14 protein-coding genes are annotated in these 19,400 nt (G+C 43.2%); 10 read left to right on the forward strand and 4 right to left on the reverse strand.

All coding sequences use genetic code 11. The annotated features are described in order from the left end of the window. Nucleotides 1-67 precede the first annotated feature (67 nt). A complete protein-coding gene (gene dgt, locus D0907_RS18770; protein ID WP_065979264.1) occupies nt 68-1,525 on the reverse strand; it encodes a dGTPase in 1,458 nt (485 codons plus the stop codon). 205 nt (nt 1,526-1,730) lie between these two features. Between dgt and D0907_RS18775 the strand changes: the two genes are divergently transcribed. Genes D0907_RS18775 through D0907_RS18790 form a run of 4 tightly spaced genes read left to right on the forward strand, consistent with a single transcriptional unit; the run spans nt 1,731 to nt 8,469 of the window. Further along, entirely contained in the window at nt 1,731-3,158 is a 1,428-nt protein-coding gene (locus tag D0907_RS18775; RefSeq protein WP_230236217.1) for a glycerophosphodiester phosphodiesterase, read from the forward strand. Nucleotides 3,159-3,169: 11 nt separating this feature from the next. Beyond that, nucleotides 3,170-5,485, forward strand: coding sequence for a carboxypeptidase-like regulatory domain-containing protein (locus D0907_RS18780; protein ID WP_118845011.1), 2,316 nt, complete (start codon nt 3,170-3,172; stop codon nt 5,483-5,485). Nucleotides 5,486-5,502: 17 nt separating this feature from the next. Beyond that, nucleotides 5,503-7,263, forward strand: coding sequence for a hypothetical protein (locus D0907_RS18785; RefSeq protein WP_118845013.1), 1,761 nt, complete (start codon nt 5,503-5,505; stop codon nt 7,261-7,263). Between the two features lie 12 nt (nt 7,264-7,275). Continuing rightward, the gene (locus D0907_RS18790; RefSeq protein WP_036972487.1) at nt 7,276-8,469 is read left to right on the forward strand and encodes an alkaline phosphatase family protein; all 1,194 of its coding nucleotides are present in this window, start codon (nt 7,276-7,278) and stop codon (nt 8,467-8,469) included. Between the two features lie 87 nt (nt 8,470-8,556). Here D0907_RS18790 and D0907_RS18795 read toward each other — a convergent pair whose 3' ends face one another. Continuing rightward, on the reverse strand, nt 8,557-9,093 hold the full coding sequence (locus tag D0907_RS18795) for a hypothetical protein (RefSeq protein WP_065979268.1): 537 nt from the start codon (nt 9,091-9,093) through the stop codon (nt 8,557-8,559). Between the two features lie 195 nt (nt 9,094-9,288). Here D0907_RS18795 and D0907_RS18800 point away from each other — a divergent pair, with 195 nt between their 5' ends. The 3 genes from D0907_RS18800 to D0907_RS18810 all read left to right on the forward strand — a co-directional run bounded on the left by D0907_RS18800 (nt 9,289) and on the right by D0907_RS18810 (nt 12,113). After that, nucleotides 9,289-10,248: an ATP-grasp domain-containing protein gene (locus D0907_RS18800; RefSeq protein ID WP_036972486.1), complete on the forward strand. Its 960-nt coding sequence runs from the start codon at nt 9,289-9,291 to the stop codon at nt 10,246-10,248. A gap of 162 nt (nt 10,249-10,410) precedes the next feature. Then, nucleotides 10,411-11,559, forward strand: coding sequence for a benzoate/H(+) symporter BenE family transporter (locus tag D0907_RS18805; protein WP_036972485.1), 1,149 nt, complete (start codon nt 10,411-10,413; stop codon nt 11,557-11,559). Between the two features lie 242 nt (nt 11,560-11,801). Then, nucleotides 11,802-12,113: a cupin domain-containing protein gene (locus tag D0907_RS18810; RefSeq protein WP_036972483.1), complete on the forward strand. Its 312-nt coding sequence runs from the start codon at nt 11,802-11,804 to the stop codon at nt 12,111-12,113. A 38-nt stretch (nt 12,114-12,151) separates the two neighbouring features. On the opposite strand, the gene hemH is transcribed toward D0907_RS18810, so the two are convergent. Both hemH and nosR read right to left on the reverse strand, forming a co-directional pair. Further along, nucleotides 12,152-13,174, reverse strand: coding sequence for a ferrochelatase (gene hemH / locus D0907_RS18815; protein WP_036972482.1), 1,023 nt, complete (start codon nt 13,172-13,174; stop codon nt 12,152-12,154). Nucleotides 13,175-13,251: 77 nt separating this feature from the next. Then, a complete protein-coding gene (nosR, locus tag D0907_RS18820) occupies nt 13,252-14,559 on the reverse strand; it encodes a response regulator c-di-GMP phosphodiesterase, NosR family (RefSeq protein WP_036972952.1) in 1,308 nt (435 codons plus the stop codon). 95 nt (nt 14,560-14,654) lie between these two features. Here nosR and D0907_RS18825 point away from each other — a divergent pair, with 95 nt between their 5' ends. The 3 genes from D0907_RS18825 (at nt 14,655) to D0907_RS18835 (ending at nt 19,199) form a co-directional block, all read left to right on the forward strand. Further along, on the forward strand, nt 14,655-15,617 hold the full coding sequence (locus D0907_RS18825; protein ID WP_075593414.1) for a sensor histidine kinase: 963 nt from the start codon (nt 14,655-14,657) through the stop codon (nt 15,615-15,617). Nucleotides 15,618-15,689: 72 nt separating this feature from the next. Next, complete coding sequence (locus D0907_RS18830) at nt 15,690-16,334, forward strand: UPF0149 family protein (protein WP_036972480.1); 645 nt, start codon at nt 15,690-15,692, stop codon at nt 16,332-16,334. Nucleotides 16,335-16,655: 321 nt separating this feature from the next. After that, entirely contained in the window at nt 16,656-19,199 is a 2,544-nt protein-coding gene (locus D0907_RS18835; RefSeq protein ID WP_118845016.1) for a TonB-dependent receptor plug domain-containing protein, read from the forward strand. The last annotated feature ends 201 nt before the right edge of the window (nt 19,200-19,400 follow it).

Below are 19,400 nucleotides of genomic sequence, written 5' to 3' on the forward strand. Positions count from 1 at the left end.
AATTCTAAGCCTTGATAGGTTTTTTATCCACATTTTGTTAACAAATTAAAATAAATAGCTAAATGAATCAATCAATAACCATTAAAGCGCGGTACTCGTCGTAAGCAAATTGGTCGGTCATACCGCTAATATAATCTTGAACAAGTCTGCAACGGTAATAAAACTCATAGGCTGCAAAGTGATCGGGCTCTGCTTTTAAGGCATCAATGGCTTTTTGGTAGCTGTTTATGTGTTTATTTGAGAGTTTTTTAACGAGCCGTGTTTCAATTAAATACTGGGGGTCGCCTTTTAAAACCCGTTTAAAGGCGTCGTGGTCAAGGGCGAGTAACGGTTTGTAGCAATCGAGCAAACCGCTAATGATCCGATAACCTTGCAGCTCTAGGCGCTCTACTTCTTTGTGGCAAAATACATGTTTAATGGCCACTTGTTTTAACGTGAGTGTGACTGCATGTAAGTGACTGCGATCTTCCAGTAAGGCTTGGTTAAAGTCGCCGTGGTAAATGGCTTCAATATTGCCAACAAAACGCTCTGCGGCATAATTTACCAACGGGTGTAGCAAGGTCACGCGTAGGTAAATAAAAAACTCGCTATTATAGTTATAGGGCTGCTCGGCGGCTTTACTCAGTGCGTAATCAATGGCTTTTTCGGCAAAGTCACTGTGCTTGGTGTCGTTAAGCGTGAGGTTTGTTAAGGTGCGCGTGTATTGCTCTTTTAATTTTTCGCACAATAGTTCAACGTTTATAATGCCTTTTTCTACAGCGTCTTCTATGTCGGCAAGGCAATACGAAATGTCGTCGGCTGCTTCCATTATGTAACTTGCGGGGTGGCGGCAATATTGCTCTATATCAAGCTCGGTTTGCAGTGCCTCAATAAAGGGTTTTTCGCTAAAGTAATAACCCACTTTTTTCATTAAGTAATTTTTGTCTTGTGGGATGTCTTTTTTAGCCATGCTGGCAGGGCGGGTGTACTTTAATATGCCGGCGCTTTGGCTGTATGTTAGGTTGAGTGAAAGCAAAGAATGAATAATGCGAATGCCTTGCGCATTGCCTTCAAAATTTTTGATGTCTTGTGCAAGGTGCTTAAAAATAACATGTATGCCACTGGCTTTGCAGCGCTCTGGCGTGAGCGACTCTAAGTGTTTTTCAAACCATTGGTTTATGGCGGCTTCGCCAAAGTGACCAAATGGCGGGTTGCCAATGTCGTGCATCAAACACGCCATTTCAACAAGGCTCTCTAAGGGCCTTTCTAGGCCTGCAAGGCCATACTCTTTTTGTTGAGCGTCGCTTAACTTATTAAAAATTGTTTGCACTATAAAGCGCCCCACTTGTTGTACTTCAAGAGAGTGGGTTAGCCGCGAGCGCACCGCTGCATTGCGTTCGAGTGGGAAGACTTGGGTTTTTTGTTGTAAACGACGAATGGCGGCACTGTTAATAATGCGCCCCCGATCACTTTCAAGGGCAGTGTGTAACGTGTTGGTTGAGCGCATTTCGCGCGCAGGGGTAATTTTTTTACGAAAGTCGATCATGTTTCATTCCCACGAGGCGCTTCCTATTAGGCTGCTCAGTGTTGTTATCAAAACTGCGATAGTTATTAAATTTAATCTAACAGCTTGTATCTTAAATTAAAATATTTGGATTAATTAAAGTTATTACTTTAAATCGGGACCTCTATTCATATATTATTCAGCTTTACACACTTCTTTATGAGCTCTAATAAAAAAGGAAAGCCTTTTGGCTGTAAATGCAATGATGCAAACTTCGTTTACTAAACCTTTGCTGCTGGTCGGCATTTTACTTATTTGTGTTGGCTTAACGGCCTGTAAAAGTACCCCAGAAGCGACTCCTGAAAGCACGCTCACCGTTGCACAAAAGCAAGCAGTGAAAGCCAAGCAAGAAGCACTGTTTGCCCGAGGCTTTTTTGAGAGCCAACTTGGCAATATTAACTATGTGTCGGCGCGACAATGCAGTGGATTTAACCTGCAAAGCCACCGAGGTTCGATTCGTTACGCCGAAAACTCAGTTAATGCAGTGATTGATGCCATTGATAATAACTTTGACGTGATTGAAATTGACGTGCGTATTACCCGCGACGATGTGTGGGTTGTACACCACGATGCGCGTACCGGCCGCGAAACGGGCACGGTCGACAACAAGCGTCGCAAAATTGAGTCGATGAGTTATAAAAAAGAGTGGGGGTATTTACGCCTGCGCAATCAAGATACAGGCTTACTGAGTGATGACTTGCCTGCCTCTTTTCGTGAGTTAGCATCGAGCTTTGCGCGTTATCGTAAACCGCATCAAAAGCTTAATATTGAAATTAAATCAAACGCTTCGATCAACGATCTTAAAATGCTCGACTACCTGGCGTATGAATACATTGGTGGCGGTAATTACTTTTTTAGCAGTTTAGAAATGCGCAATTTAACACGTATGCGTGACATTAACCCCGACATTTATTTAGCGTTTATTCAGTCGCCAGCTAAAGCGTCTATGAACAAGCTTGCCAGTGACTTAAAACGCGGTGCAGGGAGTGACCCTATTTATGAGCGTAACAAAGAACAGCTCGAAAGCTTGCAAGCGTTAGGTAATCGTTATCACCGTGAAAAGCGTTACGACAGCCCGTTGCAGCTCGACAAATTAGCAAAACAGCTGAAGCGTAACTTTGGCTACGTGCTTGATATTCGACACTACAAGCAAACCGCTGCTCGTTTAAAGCCCAGTGCCAAGGCGCGTGGCATTATGATTGCGACTTATTCAATTAACGGTCACGACTATCATGAGCGCAGTTTACTGGCGCAGTCGCGCTCGGTGCGTCCCGACTCCGTGATTATTGACGACACGGTGTATGGCTTTTGCTCGGTGTTTGAGCTGCCAAACGTGACCCCTTATTTTAGCGATGAAGCCGACGCTAAGTTAATAGCAAGCATGCCCGATGATCTTGATTTAGAGCGCCTAGACGAGCTTAAAGCGTATCAAAGTAACAAGCTTTATCCAGCTGTTGGAGGCACGCTTAAATCGACTCAAGCAGTGAGCTATGTTCCACAGGTTACACAGACGCCTAAAGCACCCAATCTCGAAATTGGCACACGCCAAGCCGATGAAGACTTTAGCTTGGAAACCGACCCAGCGGTTGAATTAGAACTACGTAAAAAGCAATAAAGAACAATACTATGACTACAATAATAAAGCCGTTTTGGTGGCGCTGTCTGCTGCTTGTTTTAGCTACTTTATATTTATTACCCGAAGCTATTTTTAATGCGCAACTTGTGTCGCTCGTAGGGTTAGGCACCCCTTCTGCGGCCGATTTAGAGCACCTCGAAATTTATGGGCGTGCGGTGTCGGGCGTTGGTGTCGCACTGTTATTAGCCGACTTTTTACCTAAAGCCATGGTTGCTAAAGTTGGCCGCGGTGTTGTTTCGTTTATTGCGCTACTTTGCCTTGTGTGGCCGGTGGTGTTTTTTGGGCAAAAGTACGCCATCGAAAAAACGTTAATAGAACCCTCAACGGCTGAGCAACGCCAGTTTGCAACCTATAGCGCAGCGCTGCGTGATGCCTTGGCAATTAACTCAATTAAAGTAAACGACCTTGATTACAACCCCGAACAACTGCACAGCTCAGAAAACCTGACTTTTTTAGCGTTGTTTGGTGGCCTACTTTATAGCGATGCGGCACTGTCTGATAACCTTGAGCAAGATAAGCGTAAAATTATTGCCTCTTTCGTGCAAAAGAAGGCGTATCAAGACTTTGATAAACATTATAAAAATTACAGCCAGTTGTACGATGAGCTGGTGGTTAAGTACAAAGCCTACGCACAGGGCAGTAAAAAATATAACCACACGTTAGCCAGCATTGGTGAGCGCGAACAAGGTTATTGGCAACAGGTTGAGCAAGAAATCAACAGCGGGTGGAATAAGTATCAACAAGCGCAAAAAGCCCATATTGCTAAAGCCTCTGCGCGTGCACAAAAGTACGGCCCTAAAATATACGATTACCACAATAGTATTGCAAAGTGCCGTGAGCGCTACGATAAAAGCAGCGAAAAAGACCGCCGTAATCGCTGTTACGAACGTGAAGCGGCCGATTACCGAAGCACCATTTTAAAAGCCGGTATTGGTTACATTGAGCCAGACTATTGGTTAATTGAAGAAGATGTCTCGGTGGCAGAAAACGCCGCAGGCACTATTTTAATGGGTGTGCTAACGGGCGGTGTTTACACTGCATTGCAAGCGGCAAGTTTAGCGACCGGTGGCGACGGCGGCTTTAAAGATAAGCGGTATAAATACACCGACGACCCTGATCATTATCAATTACGTTTTTTACAGCATCCTAATTTTCATAAGATGTTTGTTAAAGAAACGGGTTACCCGTTTACCCTTGAAAACTTAATGGCGTTTCGTGCACACGACACCACGCAACAAAAGCTGCGTGCCCATTTTGCAAGCAAAGGCCTTGAGCTTGATAGCACGTGGAATGTGAATCAACGTCAGGTATTTGCTAATGCCGTTGCGACTAAAGTCACACAAGAAGCGACAAACCAATGGCAAAGTGAAATGCGCAAACGGGGTATGAGCTTACAGCCTAACTTAAGCTGGGTTGAGTTTCAGTTACACCCAGAAATTCAAGCCAAAATCGCCGACCGTATGGGCGACTTATACGTGAAAAACATTCGCGCAGACTGGAATAAAAAGAACTTTAAAGATCAGGTGCTCGATCCGAATATTGAAAAACGTACCGACAAGTACGTAGCCATGCTTAATAGCGCTGAAGGTAAATTTGCCGATGGCGGTGAGTACGCACAGTACGGTAAACAGGCGCTGCGTTCGGTGATTATTCCGCCTATTTCGATGTCGTTATCGTTATTTTTAATTTGTTTAACGTTTAGCAAGCTGCCGTTGAAATTATGGCAACTTATTAAACCTGCCCAAGAAAAGCAGCCAACAACATGGCTGAGCGTACTGCAAAAACTGATAATGCCTGCCGTGATTTTAATTGCCCCAGTGCTCTTTATTCATAATAGCTTTACCGAAGATGAGCAAAGTCCGGTTAACTACTTTTTAGACAAAGTGGATGAGTCGAGTAATCCGGTATTTAGCTACGCGATTCGTTGGACTCTTCATGCCCAGCCGGTACTGCATCCTTTAGGCTTAGCCTTTGAAGAAAAGCTGCATATATACGAGGGGTTTAGCCCGGTGAGCCATGCGCTGGCACAGGTTGATATTTTACGTCACGACACGGCAAATTTAAGCGCCGAGCAACAATCTCGCAGACAATATTTGGTTGAGCAAAAAACCAAACTGACCATTGCCACCAATGCACCTAATGCCACGGTTCGTATTATGAATATAGGGCCTAAGTATCGCCCAGGAATGACTTTAAAAACGGGCGCGTACGATATTCAGGTGTCGGCACCAGGGTATAAAACGTATCGTCGTTGGCATCAAATAGAGGCTGGCGAGCAAACATTAACAATTGATTTAAGTAAATAATTAAGCAAGGAATGACTATGCAACATTGCCAAAATACGGTGTATGCCACCGATCTTCACTGTTGTGATTGTGGTGAAGCTCTTGAGCAAAAAAGACAAATGCACACGGTTGAAGAGCTCAACCCAGACTTGCTTGCTGAAGTAAAACACTACTCGCCACAAGCCTGCACGATTACCGGTGTTGTTAAATCGATGTACTACTATAAGCGCCGTTATAAAACCAATAATGACGATATGTTATATGGCTATTGGTGGTTAGAAGTTGAAGACAAACACGGCCAGATTCACGAGTTTAGCGTGGATGCTGAAAAAGAGGTGATTGCTAATTTACAAAAGGGCAATGTGATCACTGCATTTCAGCCAAGCCCCTTGACGCTAAATTACCGAATAGCAAACAACGACGCGATTAAAGTCGTGAAGAATAACCGCTTTATGCCAATTGTGATTGTGCACTTTGCTGATCAACAATACCGCAGTTGGGATAGCAGCATTAACCGAGCCTACACCGGCGGGACTGTGTTATGGCTTGTATTGGGCTTTATTACATTTTTAGTGATGCTATTTGCTGTCAAACTTGAGTTTGTGCCGGCATTATTAGCAACCTTGCCTGTCGCTATCGGGGTATTTATTGCAGAACATAAATACCATAAAAAAGCCAAGGCCAAAAAGGAAGCACACTACGATGCGATTTTAGCGGCCACCGATGTGATGTTATCAACTAGTCAAAATCAATTGGGGTATCACATGCTTGCTCGCTTACCGAGTAAGTCCGATGTAATTTGTATTTCGTGTCAGCAGCGTATTAGTAAAGATGCCGCACACTGTTATTGTTGTGGTGTTAAGCAGCATGTTGAGCCGGTAGCATCGGTTTTGGCAGATGACGAGCAAAGCACAGAAAACCAAACGGTGAGTGCAGAGCGAAAGGCTGAATCACATTTAGTTAAACCAACCACTATTGCTGATCTTGAACACGCCATAATGGGTGAATACAGCCTAGACTACAAAACAAACTATGTGCATAAAAACGTGTGGGCGCGTAATGAAAAGGGCACTATTCGTCACCGTGCCGTGCTAGGTAAAGTATTAGACAAAGCACAAAGCGCGCACGCCAATGAAACCCGTGAAACAGTCACTACAACAGAAACCACCACCACCTACCGTGGCGGTAATTATGTTGGCACCGATGTGACAGAGCGCGTTCAGGTATACCGTAATCGTAGCACGACCCTAAAAGGTGAGATCATGCTCGAAACAGCCTCGGGCGAGCCGTATATTTTTAAAGCCGGTGAAGACTTATTAGGGTCTGTCGATGTCGGTGATTGGGTTTACTATGCCTACAGTGATGTAGAAACACAGCGTTATTCAAAGTACTTCCGTGAGTATGCGGTGAATGTGAGTAAAGATATTAAATATGATTACTCATCAGTTAAACGCTTTGGTATGGTGCATGGTTTTAACCGTATGGTAATGCTAGGCCTTACATCAATTGGCTTGGCTTGGTATTTAGACCCGCAAGATTTTTATCCACTGGTGAATGCGCTTGTGCCAGACGCAGGCATTGAGTTACTTGATCAATACCCGCAAGTCGTGGAGCATTTAGATGGCTTTCCTGTTGTGGTATTTATTGTGTTGAGTGTGGTTACTGGGCTGTGGGGATTTATGTATAGCTTAGCAAATGGTACACGTTTAAAACGCAGTGTGAAAAAGCTTGAAAGCACGATCACAAAATTTTCAAAAGAGTACGGTAACATACTCGAACGAATCAAAAAATTAAACTAATAAGGGTTTTGTATGCGTATTTTTCAGTTACTTTTAGCAGGTTTGTTAATCATAAGTGGAACGGTAAAAGCCGATAGTGAGCAGTCTGTTGTGCTTATTTCGATTGATGGGTTTCGCTGGGATTACATTGAAAAACACCGTGCATCTGCGTTAAAAGCAATCAGTGAACAGGGTGTAAGGGCAACCAAAATGCGCCCTGTTTATCCAACTAAAACTTTTCCTAATCACGTGTCGATTATTACGGGGTTGTTGCCAGTAAACCACGGTATTGTTGATAACCGTTTTTGCGATACACAGCGCAATGAGTGTTACAGCATGGGCAAAGGCAAAGACGACAGCACTTGGTTAAATGGTATTCCGCTTTGGAACCTTGCACAAATGCAGGGGGTTAAAGCGGCAACCTATTTTTGGCCAGAGTCTGATGCGCGCTTTAACGGCATGTTGCCTGATTACTTTTATCACTATTCTAAGCACAGTGATTACCAAAAACGTGTTGATCAAATTATTCAATGGTTAAGCTTACCAAAAGAAAAGCGCCCACGTTTGGTGGTGAGTTACTTTTCGTTGGTAGACAGTATGGGGCATGAGTATGGCCCTGATGCAAAGCAAACCTTTGATGCAGTACAAACCTTAGATGCCCTAATGGCAGACTTGCACACACGCTTAAAAGCGCTTGATGAGAATATTAATTTGGTGATTGTTTCTGATCATGGCATGTCGACAGTGGATCCCCAACAGAGCATCAAAATTAGTCAGCTACCAGAGGATGATAACTTCATTGTTAAAAACACCGGTCCGCGCGTGCTTTATTACGCCAAACCAGATAGCCAAGCCGATATTGCGGGGTTTAGCAAAAAGCTTGCTAAGGCGGCAGATGGCCGATACATCGTTTTAAATGATCAACAAAAGCGTGATTATCATTACGATAAAGGCCCGCGTGTGGGGGATATTATTTTACAAACGACTGCACCGCGCGTATTCACCGACAGCAAAATGGCGCCTTATTTAGGCACCCATGGTTACGCATACACCGATGATATGGCCGCCACATTTATTGCCACCGGCCCTGCGTTTAAAAACGGTATGCAACTTGATGAAGTGAGTAACTTAGATGTGTATCCGCTTATTGCAAATATATTAGGCCTGAAAATTTTAAGCCCTATCGACAGCGATGGCGCGACTTTGTGGCCAGTGTTAAACAAGTAATACGCGGCTTAAAAGCAAAGAGCGAGCGTGTAGTGCGATGTAAAACCGCGGCTACAAACTCGCCCTTTGTTGCTTGAATCTTGTCACTTACAGCTTGGTTACCCAGCCATACTTGCCATAACTTTCAAATTGGTAGTTTTCGTTACCCGCATTAAACTGCCCGTGTAAGGTATTTTCTGTCAGGGTCATAACGGCTTGATGGTAGTTTTGTGCGTGATCATTTAGCTTACCAAACACACTGCGATCACCGTTGCTGGCTTCAATAATGTCGGTAATTTCGACGGTGTAGCTTAGGTATTCGTCTACCTTCAAAATATACTGATCACCGGTTTTTAAGGTTTTTAGTGTTTCAATATCAAATTCACTAAATGCGGTATCGCTTAGCGTTTTAGGTAAGCGCCTTTGTTTGTACAAGTAGTCGTGCGCTTTGTTTGAAAGCTGATTAAGGGGCGCGGTTAAGTTAACAATAGGCTGAGGTGCAATAAATTGCTCATCTGATTTGTATGCTATAACAGGCTTTTCAGCGCTTGGCGTAGATATAAAGCCATCGCTTTGAATATGCCATTCGTTAAGCGCAAATGCACTGATTGGAAGAATGAAGATTAATGCAAGCGTCCTGTTCACATGTTTCTCTTACGGGTTTTAATGTTAACTTAATGTAAGTTTTTACCTTAAATTAACTTAATGGTCAATAGTTGTTCTATCAATGCTGCTTTTGGTAATCGTGACGATAAAATTTATTTGTTTTACTCGGGCTGCAATGCTGCGCATAATCCGCGTTTTTTTGTCACTTAAACCCCAAGACTAGAGGTACTAACCATGCGTGGGTGGATCATTTATAAAGACAGTTCGGGCTTGTTAAAGCAAGAAACCTATGAAGTTGAGCGTTTACTTGCAGCTGCCAAAGAAGAGGGCATTGATTTACAAGTTTTTTCGCCTGATCAATTTGATTTAACCATTACCCGCGAAGATGGCAAAAGCATTTTGATTGATGGTCAATCAGTTGCACTACCTGATTTTGTTATTCCACGTATGGGCGCGAGCACAACGTATTTTGCTTTGGCTATTATTCGCCACCTTGAGCGTTTAGGTGTGTATTGCGTGAATAGCTCGCAGTCAATCGAAACGGTGAAAGACAAGTTATTTGCACAGCAAATTTTAGCTGAGTGTAATTTACCAACCCCTAATACAATGCTCGTAAAGTTTCCGGTAAATATTGATTTAGTTGAAAAACAAATTGGTTTTCCGGTGGTGATTAAAACGTTATCGGGGTCGCAAGGCAGTGGTGTCTTTTTATCAAAGTCGAAAGAAGAGTTTGATGATCTTATGCAGTTAATCGAGGCTGCAAACCCACAAGCAAACATTATTTTGCAGCAGTTTGTTAAGTCGAGCCACGGTCGTGATTTGCGTGTACTTACTATCGGTGGACGTGCCGTTGCATGTATGGAACGCAACTCGCAGGGTAAAAACTTTAAAGCAAATGTCAGTGCGGGTGGTACAGGTAAGTCATTCCCAATTACCCCTGAAATTGAGTGGCTTGCAACACAAACGGCCAACGTTTTAAAGCTCGATGTCGCGGGCATTGATTTATTATTTGACGAGCAGCATTTTAAAATATGTGAAGCAAACTCAAGCCCTGGCTTTGAAGGCCTAGAAGGTGCATTGGGCATTGATGTCGCAAAAGAAATTTTGCACTTTATTCGTATCCGCTTAGGTATTTTTGACAAGCCCGTAGCGAAAGAAGTAAACGAAGAAGTGGTTGATCAAACAGCCGCTTAGTGATTACTTAACCGAAAGATGCACAAATACGGCCACCGCGACTAGGTGGCCTTCTGTATAGTAAATTACTCTTCAAATACTACAAAAGTGTACAGTGTCAACGTGTGCTTCTTGCGATAAGGTAGGTTTTTATCTGCATGTTTTGCAAGGAGTCTCCCCTTTATGAGTCAACTGATCAGTCGAGCAACCGCGGGCTTAGTGGCGGTGATTATTGGCTTTACCAGCTCAATCGCATTGATATATCAATTAGTGATGGTGCTAGGCGGTACCCCTGATTTAGTGGCCAGTTGGGTATTAATGCTGGGGCTTGCGATGGGAGTAAGCTCTATTGCATTGTCGTATTACTATAAAGTGCCCATTTTGGTTGCGTGGTCGACCACGGGCGCTGCATTACTTATTTCAAGCGCGCAAGGCTACACCTTAAACCAAGCCGTTGGGGCGTTTATGTTCTCGGCGGTGTTGGTGTTTTTATGCGGTATCACCGGTATTTTCGAAAAAATGATGAACAAAATTCCCAGCCAATTGGCTTGTGCCATGTTGGCGGGTGTCTTGGTGAATTTTGGCATTGATGTGTTCAATTTTATGAACGAATTGCCCTTAGTGATTGGCGTGATGGTGGCTGTTTATTTATGTGGTAAACGTTATTTCCCCCGTTTTGCGATGTTAGCCGTTGTTGTGGTTGGCTTTTTAATGGCAGCAATGACCGGACAAATTGATACAAGCAGTTGGCAATGGAAATTAAGCGAGTTTACATTTATTGCGCCAGAGTTTGATTTAAATGCCATGGTCAGTGTGGGCTTACCGCTGTTTATTGTGACGATGACATCACAAAACTTACCGGGCATCGCTGTGTTAAAAGCACATCATTATAAGGCTCCGGTCTCGGCTGCTCTGAATGTTACGGGGCTTTTAAATGTGTTTATCGCGCCATTTGGTGGGTATTCGATTAACCTTGCGGCGATCACTGCGGCAATTTGTATGAGCCCCGAAGCCGATAAAAATCCCGATAAGCGTTATTGGGCAAGTATTGCTGGTGGTGTGTTTTATATCATTATGGCGTTACTGGCTGCGACATTAGTTGGTTTAGTCGCCAGTTTACCGCAAGCACTTATTTTAGCATTAGCGGGTATAGCCTTGTTTGCCACGATTGCCAGTAGTTTACAGCAAGCGTTAACAGAGGCTTATTATACCGAGGCAGCCATAGTGACATTTTTAGTGACGGCTTCAAACCTGACCTTGTTCACGGTTGGTTCGGCATTTTGGGGGATTGTTGCAGGGGTAATAACCTTAGTGATGACACGCAAAGATTAGGGGCTATTTAAACTAATCCGCAATGATGCTTAATCATTTTGAGGGATTAAACCTGTCGCAAGCTGTGTTAAAAATGTCTGATTTACGACTGCATGGATGCAAGAGGCTGGAGGCAGAGCAATGCGGGAGTAATTGCCGAGAACACCTCAATAACGACATGTTTGCCCAGTTATCAACGAGCTTATATTGCCCAAAATAGATCACTTAATTAAACAAATTAGTATTAAAGGTGAAAGTAACAAATGAAAGTAATACGAAGTCATGAATTTACTGCCGACCGTGCATGGGGCGCATTAGATATCGCCACAATGAACGGCATTACAACCCGTTTGCATTGGACGAATGAGCCTTACAAGTGGCACACCAACGACGGTGAAGAAGTGTTTGTGGTGTTAAGTGGTCAGGTTGAGATGCTTTATAAGCAACAGGGTGAAGTATGCGCTGAGCTGTTAAATGCCGGAGATATCTTTTATGCCAGTGTTGGCACTGAGCATGTGGCTCACCCAAAAGGTGAAGCGCGTATTTTGGTGGTCGAGACACAAGGCAGCGTGTGAGTATCAATTAGGCCCTAGTAACTAGGGCCTAACTATAATTACTTAAGCAAAGGCTTAATAACTTCATACATGGCGTTAATGTGGTCATCGCGCGTATTAAGTGCAGGAATATAACGGTATTTTTCACCGCCTGCATGCTCGAATATTTCGCGATTTTCGCCTTCTATCTCTTCTAATGTTTCTAAGCAATCGGCGCTAAACGCAGGGCTAATTATGGCAATATCTTTAATGCCTTGTGCGGGGTAACTCTCAAGCGTGGCATCGGTGTATGGTTTTAACCATTCTGCTTTACCAAAACGGCTTTGGAACGTGGTCACCGCTAAGTCTTTGTCTAAGCCTAGCTTTTCTGACACTAAACGCGTGGTTTGCATACAAAAACAGTAGTAAGGGTCGCCATTTTCTAAAAATAGTTTTGGCATACCATGATACGAAAATACCAGTTTTTGTGGTGTGCCATGGGCATTTAAATCTTCGCTGATACTGGCTGCTAACGCATCAATGTAAATAGGGTGGTCGTGGTAGCCGTTTATAAAGTGAAGCTCGGGTACCCAGCGCCATTTTCGTAATACGTTCGACACAGCATCAAACGTTGAACCAATCGTTGTACTTGAGTATTGCGGATAAAGCGGCAGCACAATAACGCGGGTAATGCCTTTTTCGCGCAGTGCTTCAAGCCCCGCTTCAATCGATGGATTACCATAACGCATTGCCATAACAACGTCGGTATCTTGATGGCCTTTCTCTTTTAAAATTGCGGCGAGTTTTTCGCCTTGTTGGCGTGTGATATGCGTTAATGGCGAACCGTTTTCTGTCCATATACTTTTATAAAGTGCAGCAGAGCGCTTTGGGCGAAGCGTGAGTACAAAGCAATACAGGATGATCATCCAAATGAAGCGCGGGATTTCGACAATGCGTGGATCAGATAAAAATTCGCGTAAGTAGGTTCTGAGTGCCGCTGTGGTTGGGGCATCAGGGCTGCCTAAGTTGGTCAATAAGATACCGGTTTTTTTATTAAATCGGCCATCATGAGGCTTATCTGTTATAGCGGAAAATCGCGACACTGATCGCTCCTTTAGAAGTAAAAGTAATATAAATCACATTGTAACGAAGTAGCGATAATAAGTGATCACTTTATTCGTTAATTTTTGATCATGATCCTGAAAGGATTCGGTTTTTTCGCTTCGAGCTGCTGTAACTTACTTATCGATTTAGGGCCAAATACATGCCCTTTAGGTAAGAGCAAAATTCCGTCGTAGTTTCTCAGGGCATGCCCAAGCACCATGCCGTTTTTTAACTCGTTTGCATTAATGATTTTCATGCTGCCAACGAGTTGGTTACTGGCGCAGCTAATTTTTAATCCGCTTAAAATCTCGAGCAATTTAGGATGGTAGTAGGTGCCACTGTAAAGTTGTAATTGCCCCAGTGCATTTTCGAACTTGCTGTTTCCCAGCGAACTGACTTGAGCCACGGCTTGCCAAAAGTCGCGAGAAATAGCCAAAATCATGGCGGTTATCGGGATATCGGCGCCTTTTAATCCTTTTGGAATACCATTGCCATTGTATTGCTCAAATTGGTAATAAATGGCTTCGGATACATCGTGTAAATGCGTTGCGGGCATTAACATAAGTTGCGCCGTGCTTGGGTGCGTATAAAAAAGCTTTTTTTGATTTTCGTTTAATTCACGCGTGGGCTTTTTATACAGGGCTGGCTCCATTGCCAATAAGCCAATTTGCGCTAAATAGCCTGCCATTTCGGCCATTTCTATGTGTTTTTTATCTAACCCAAGTGCCTGCGCAATTTGCTTGCAGGTGTTCGCTATATTTTGCGCTTGAATACCATCTAGGTATGGGTTGGCGTTGATAAAATTATATAAAATCTCGAAAGTTGTGCGGTGTTCGTGTTTTTCACGTTCGTTTGCTTCTTCAAGCTGTTTAAGCACTTTACGTATTTGTTGGGTGCGTTTTTCAACCATCTGCTCAAGGTTATTATTGAGCTCTTTTAGTTGGCTGTTTTGGGCTTTAATCTTTTGCTCAAGTTGCTTGTTTTTACGTTTTAAAGAGGTTTTTTCGATACCGTCATGAATGTTGCGTAACAACAGCTCATTTTGCCAAGGTTTTTGAATATAAGCGTGAATTTTTCCTTTATTTACAGCGGCAATGGTATTGTCGATATCGGAATAGCCGGTTAATAAAATACGTTGTGTATCGGGGGCAATGTTGATTGCTTGTGCAAAAAAGTCTGCGCCATCCATACCGGGCATGCGCATGTCACAAATGATCACATCAAAGGTGAAACTGTCTAAAAGTTTTAGTGCTTCAATGGGCGAAAGGCTGGTTTTAACCGAAAGATTATTTGCCGTTAACAACCTAACTAAGGTGCGTAAAACAATTTCATCGTCATCAATGCATAAAACCTGAATATGTTCTTTATTAAGTTGTTTTGCCATACCACATTGCTTTGAATCATCTTTAATCAATAACATAGCCTTAAATTAGGGCTTGTGCTAGGTTTTATAAGAGATGAGCTAAGTTTGAGGCTAAAATGGGTGATTTTAAACAAGCCTATTTACTAGAAAAAGCGGCGCGTGAACAAGCGGAGCAATTGTTAGCAGATAAAAGCCGGCTGTTGGTTGCATTAAACAGTGAACTTGAACAAAAAATTGCTGATTTAGAGCATCATCAGGCGATGTTTATTCAGGCCGAGAAAATGGCAACACTCGGCACGCTTTGCGCGGGTGTTGCGCATGAAATTAATAATCCACTGGCTTACAGTATTAGTAATGTTGACTGTTTAAAAGATTACTGTGATTTTTTTAGTGAGTTGCTTAGTGCATGTGACAAGTTTGCCAAGCGACACATTGAAAGAGATGTTTTTTCTGAGCAATTGACGCAACTGAATAAAAAGCATGAATTTAATTATGTAGCCAACGACTTGCCCGAGCTAATTAGCGACACTGCCCAAGGCTTACAACGGATCCGTAAAATAGTTGCAAACTTGCTCGATTTTTCGCGGCCTAAAGGGCACGAAAAGCAATTTGCCGATATGACTGACGCGGTGAAAAGTGCCGTAAAACTGTTAGCAAATCAGTTAAACGATTACCACTTACACACTCACTACAGTCCTATTTCGATTAGCTGGTGTAATTTGCCTGCGATAAGCCAAGTTGTCGTTAATATTTTAATAAATGCCAAGCAAGCATGTGACAGTAATCGCTCAGAGGCACAGATTACGGTGTCGGTGTATGAGATTGAGCATCATATTTACATTGATATTGAAGACAATGGCGAGGGAATGTCGGAGCAAACAATGGCTAAAATTTATGATCCCTTTTACACCACTAAACCTGTAGGCGAGGGAACCGGTATGGGCATGACCATGGCATACGCTATTGTGCATGAGCATCAAGGCCGGATTGATATTCAAAGTACACAAGGTATGGGAACGCGTATTAGCTGTGTGTTTCCGATCCTCAGTCATGTAAGGCAAGTTGTTGACAATATCTAAGTTGTTGCAAAAAAATGTGGATTCGCTAGTGTAGGAATACACCCTAACAAAGGCAAAATATAAAGGCTCAATATGCTTAATAAAGAAAGTGCAGATGTATTTAAAAATTATCTCGCAAGTCAAAGCGAAACACAGCAGGTTAGTTTAGACCAAGTAATCGGTTTTATGAGTGGCTTGTTAGCGTGTTCTGAGTTTTTTGGCGAGTCTGAATTGGCTAATTACATAGCCGACGGCGACGAAACGGTGTTTAACACGTTAATGACTGAGTCAGCCCCTCGTGATGCGATGATTGAGCTGCTTGATAATGTAACGGAAGCACAAGTTGAGCAAAAAAAATTACTCGTACATTTATATCCAGATGAAGTGAAAGCCAACGAGCCAAGCCAAGCATTGCAAGATTTTTGCAGTGGCTACATTGCAGCCTATATTGTTAACCAAGATATCTGGCATAGTGATTTACAATTTTTGTTGAAAGCCGATGAACAGAATGACAACGCAGGTGATGGTCAGCTGTTTATTGATAATTTTGAAGCAACGCTTGATTTACTCACAACCTTAGCCATGTGGGATCAGGCGCTTGCAAATCACCCCGAGCCTGATAAGTTAGGAGAAGGTTTTGCGACCTTTTTTACCGCGTTAGATGAAAGCTTGTCTGAGATTGCAACGATGGCGCTGATGCTTGAAGATGAAAAACTCGCGATGATAGAGCAAGAATAACCTCACCCTGTTAATAGTAGAGATAAGTGTGTAGTTGCATTTTCTTGCTTATTTCTGCTCGTTAAATAATCAAAACCCATTTCTTTAATCACTTAATAGTACAAATAGGTATAATTATACCTAAGTCGTAGCTAATTTTTCTTTCTTTTCATTTTTTTGTTGATAGGATGTTTTGTAAAGGTTAACTCGCAGGCTTGAGTTAGCTTTCAAAATTAAGATTTTATAAATCTATAACACGTGCTTAATGCTTTTCCTTTGTTTCTCCCTGTGGGGCGCTTTATTTTTTAGCTTTGGAAAAGCCAGAATATCAACAGGATTCACATGACAACACATTCTTTTAGTATGCTGGCTATTGCCGTCAGCGTCGCTGTGTCGGCGACTTCATTGCAGGCTGCTGAGCAAGCAACAGACGTTCAAGCTGATAAAAATATTGAACAAATTTCAGTTTTGGGATCGCGAGTAGCAAACCGCACTGCGACCGAATCAAGCTCTCCTATTGATTTAATTGATGCTGATACCCTGAATAAAGGGGGCTTCACTGAACTTGGCCAAAGTTTACAAGCGACCGCACCGTCTTTTAACTTTTCTCGTACGCAAGTGTCAGATGGGTCTGATTTATTTAGACCCGCGACTCTGCGCGGTTTACAGCCAGATCAAACGTTGGTGCTTATTAATGGTAAACGTCGTCATAATCAGTCTATTTTTGGCCTAAACGGCACAGTGGGCGCGGGTGCAGCGGGAACCGACATGAACGCTATTCCGCTTAGCGCATTAAAAGGGGTTGAAGTATTGCGTGATGGCGCAGCGGCGCAATATGGCTCTGATGCAATTGCAGGGGTGATTAACTTATCACTTAACGATTCTACCGGTGTGACAACGGGCTATGTGCAAGCAGGTAGTACGGGCGAAGGCGACGGCGATACGATTTCGATTGGTTTAAATCGTGGTTTTGATTTAGGCGACGAAGGGGGGTTTATTAATTTTTCGGCTGAATACCGTAATGCTGATGGCACTAATAGAGCCGAGCGTGATACGGGTGGGTCGTTAGATGTCCCTGCTGGCACATTATCTGACGATGTCCGCTGGGGGCAAGGTAATGCTGACAGCGAGTTTACGTCACTTTTTTATAATATGGCACTTCCGCTGGGTGACACAGAACTTTACTCATTTGGTGGCTATTCAAACCGAACAGCATTAGGGAATGGTTTTTACCGTAACTATAATCAGGCCGCAAAGAATGTGGTGCAAGTATACAGCGATGGCTTTTTACCTCGTATAGACAACGAAGCCGAAGATATTTCATTTGCAGTGGGTCTGCGTGGCGAGCTGAACCCTGACTGGGGTTATGATGTGTCTGCTGTGTACGGTGAAAATAGCTATGATTTCACTTCAAAAAATACCTTAAATGCCTCTTATGCTGCTGAATATGTAGCTAATAACCCAGATGCGAGTGATGCAGATATTGCTGCTAATGCGGGCCCACGAGGCGGGTATTCGGGCGGGTTTAGATTTGATCAAGCCACCGTTAATGCCGATTTAAACGGCGTTGTTAATATTGGCCGCAGTGAGCCTGTGTATGTGTCGGTGGGGGCTGAGTACCGCAAAGAAAACTATCAAATTGTCCCAGGCGAAGAAGCATCCTATGCGTGCGGCCTTGCTAATACAGATACTTCTTACCCAGCGGTAAACGATGACAGCGTATTTGCTGAATGTGGTTTTCAGGCTTATAACGGCCTTCGTCCTGAGGCATCAAACAAAGAAAGGCGCGACAGCTATGCATTTTATGTCAATGCTGAAACCTTGCTGACAGATGCATGGCAAGTGAGTACGGCACTGCGCTATGAAGATTTCTCTGATGCGGGTGACGACATCATTGGTAAATTAGCGACACGCTATGAAATCTCTGATGATTTTGCAGTGCGTGGTGCAATCTCATCGGGTTTCAGAGCGCCTTCATTACAGCAAAGTGCCTACACGGCTTACACCACTAACTTAGGTGCGGGTGGGGTATTATTGCAGTCATTTACTGCAACGGCAGGATCTGATTTTCCTTCAGCACTGGGCGTTGATAATCTTGGCCTTGAAAGCTCAGAGAACCTAAGCGCAGGTTTTGTTTATAACGTGAGCAGTGAACTGTCGTTAACCGTTGATTTTTATCATGTTGAAATTAAAGACCGCATTACGCTTGGCAGCTTAATGTCTGCGGATGATGTTGCCTTTAGCCCTGCGGCTGTGGCTGCATTGAACGCCACTGGCGCACAGCAAGCGAACTACTTTTCAAACTCGGTAGACTCAACCACGAAAGGGGTTGATATTATTGCCTCGTACCGTACTGATTTGTACGACGGTAATTTCTCAGCAACGTTTGCTGGTAACATTAACGACACCGAAATTGATAATGTTAATGCCCCAGAGGGGATCCCTGAGTCGATTGCACTGGATGATTTGCAACGAAGCTTTTTAACAGATGGTCAACCTGGTGAGCGTGCAACGCTTACGTTTGAATATGATCGTGGCGACTTTAACAGTATGTTGCGCTTTAATTATTATGGCGAAACAGACGTTAAGTACTTTGGTAATGACCACATAGGCTTACCAGATGAGCTTTCACCTACAGGCGAATTTAAAGATACCAGTACGGTAGAGTCTGCGGTTTTAGTTGATATTAACGTGGGTTATCAGTTAACTGATGAGTTTATGCTGTCGGCAGGTATTGATAATATCTTCGATGTAACCCCTGATGAGTTAGGCGAAGATGAAGCACTTGATTTTATCACTAACCAAGCGTTTAAGTACCCTGTACGTGCCTTGCCTTATGGCTTTGATGGCATGACCTACTATGCAAAACTTAGTTTTAGCTTTTAATTCCTATATTGAAATGAAGTTTAAATAGCGCCGAAAGGCGCTATTTTTTTGTCTTTGCAAAGGTGAATACTAATACTTAATTAAGCACAGTGGTATACGTATAGCGCCCTGCATTTATAAAACGCAGCGGGGGTAAAGCAAAGCGTATAGCCGCGGTTTAATTCACTTTGAGTTATACCGCATAAAGCAGCTGTTACATGT

Source organism: Pseudoalteromonas lipolytica (genome assembly GCF_003515105.1).
Lineage (GTDB): Bacteria > Pseudomonadota > Gammaproteobacteria > Enterobacterales > Alteromonadaceae > Pseudoalteromonas > Pseudoalteromonas lipolytica.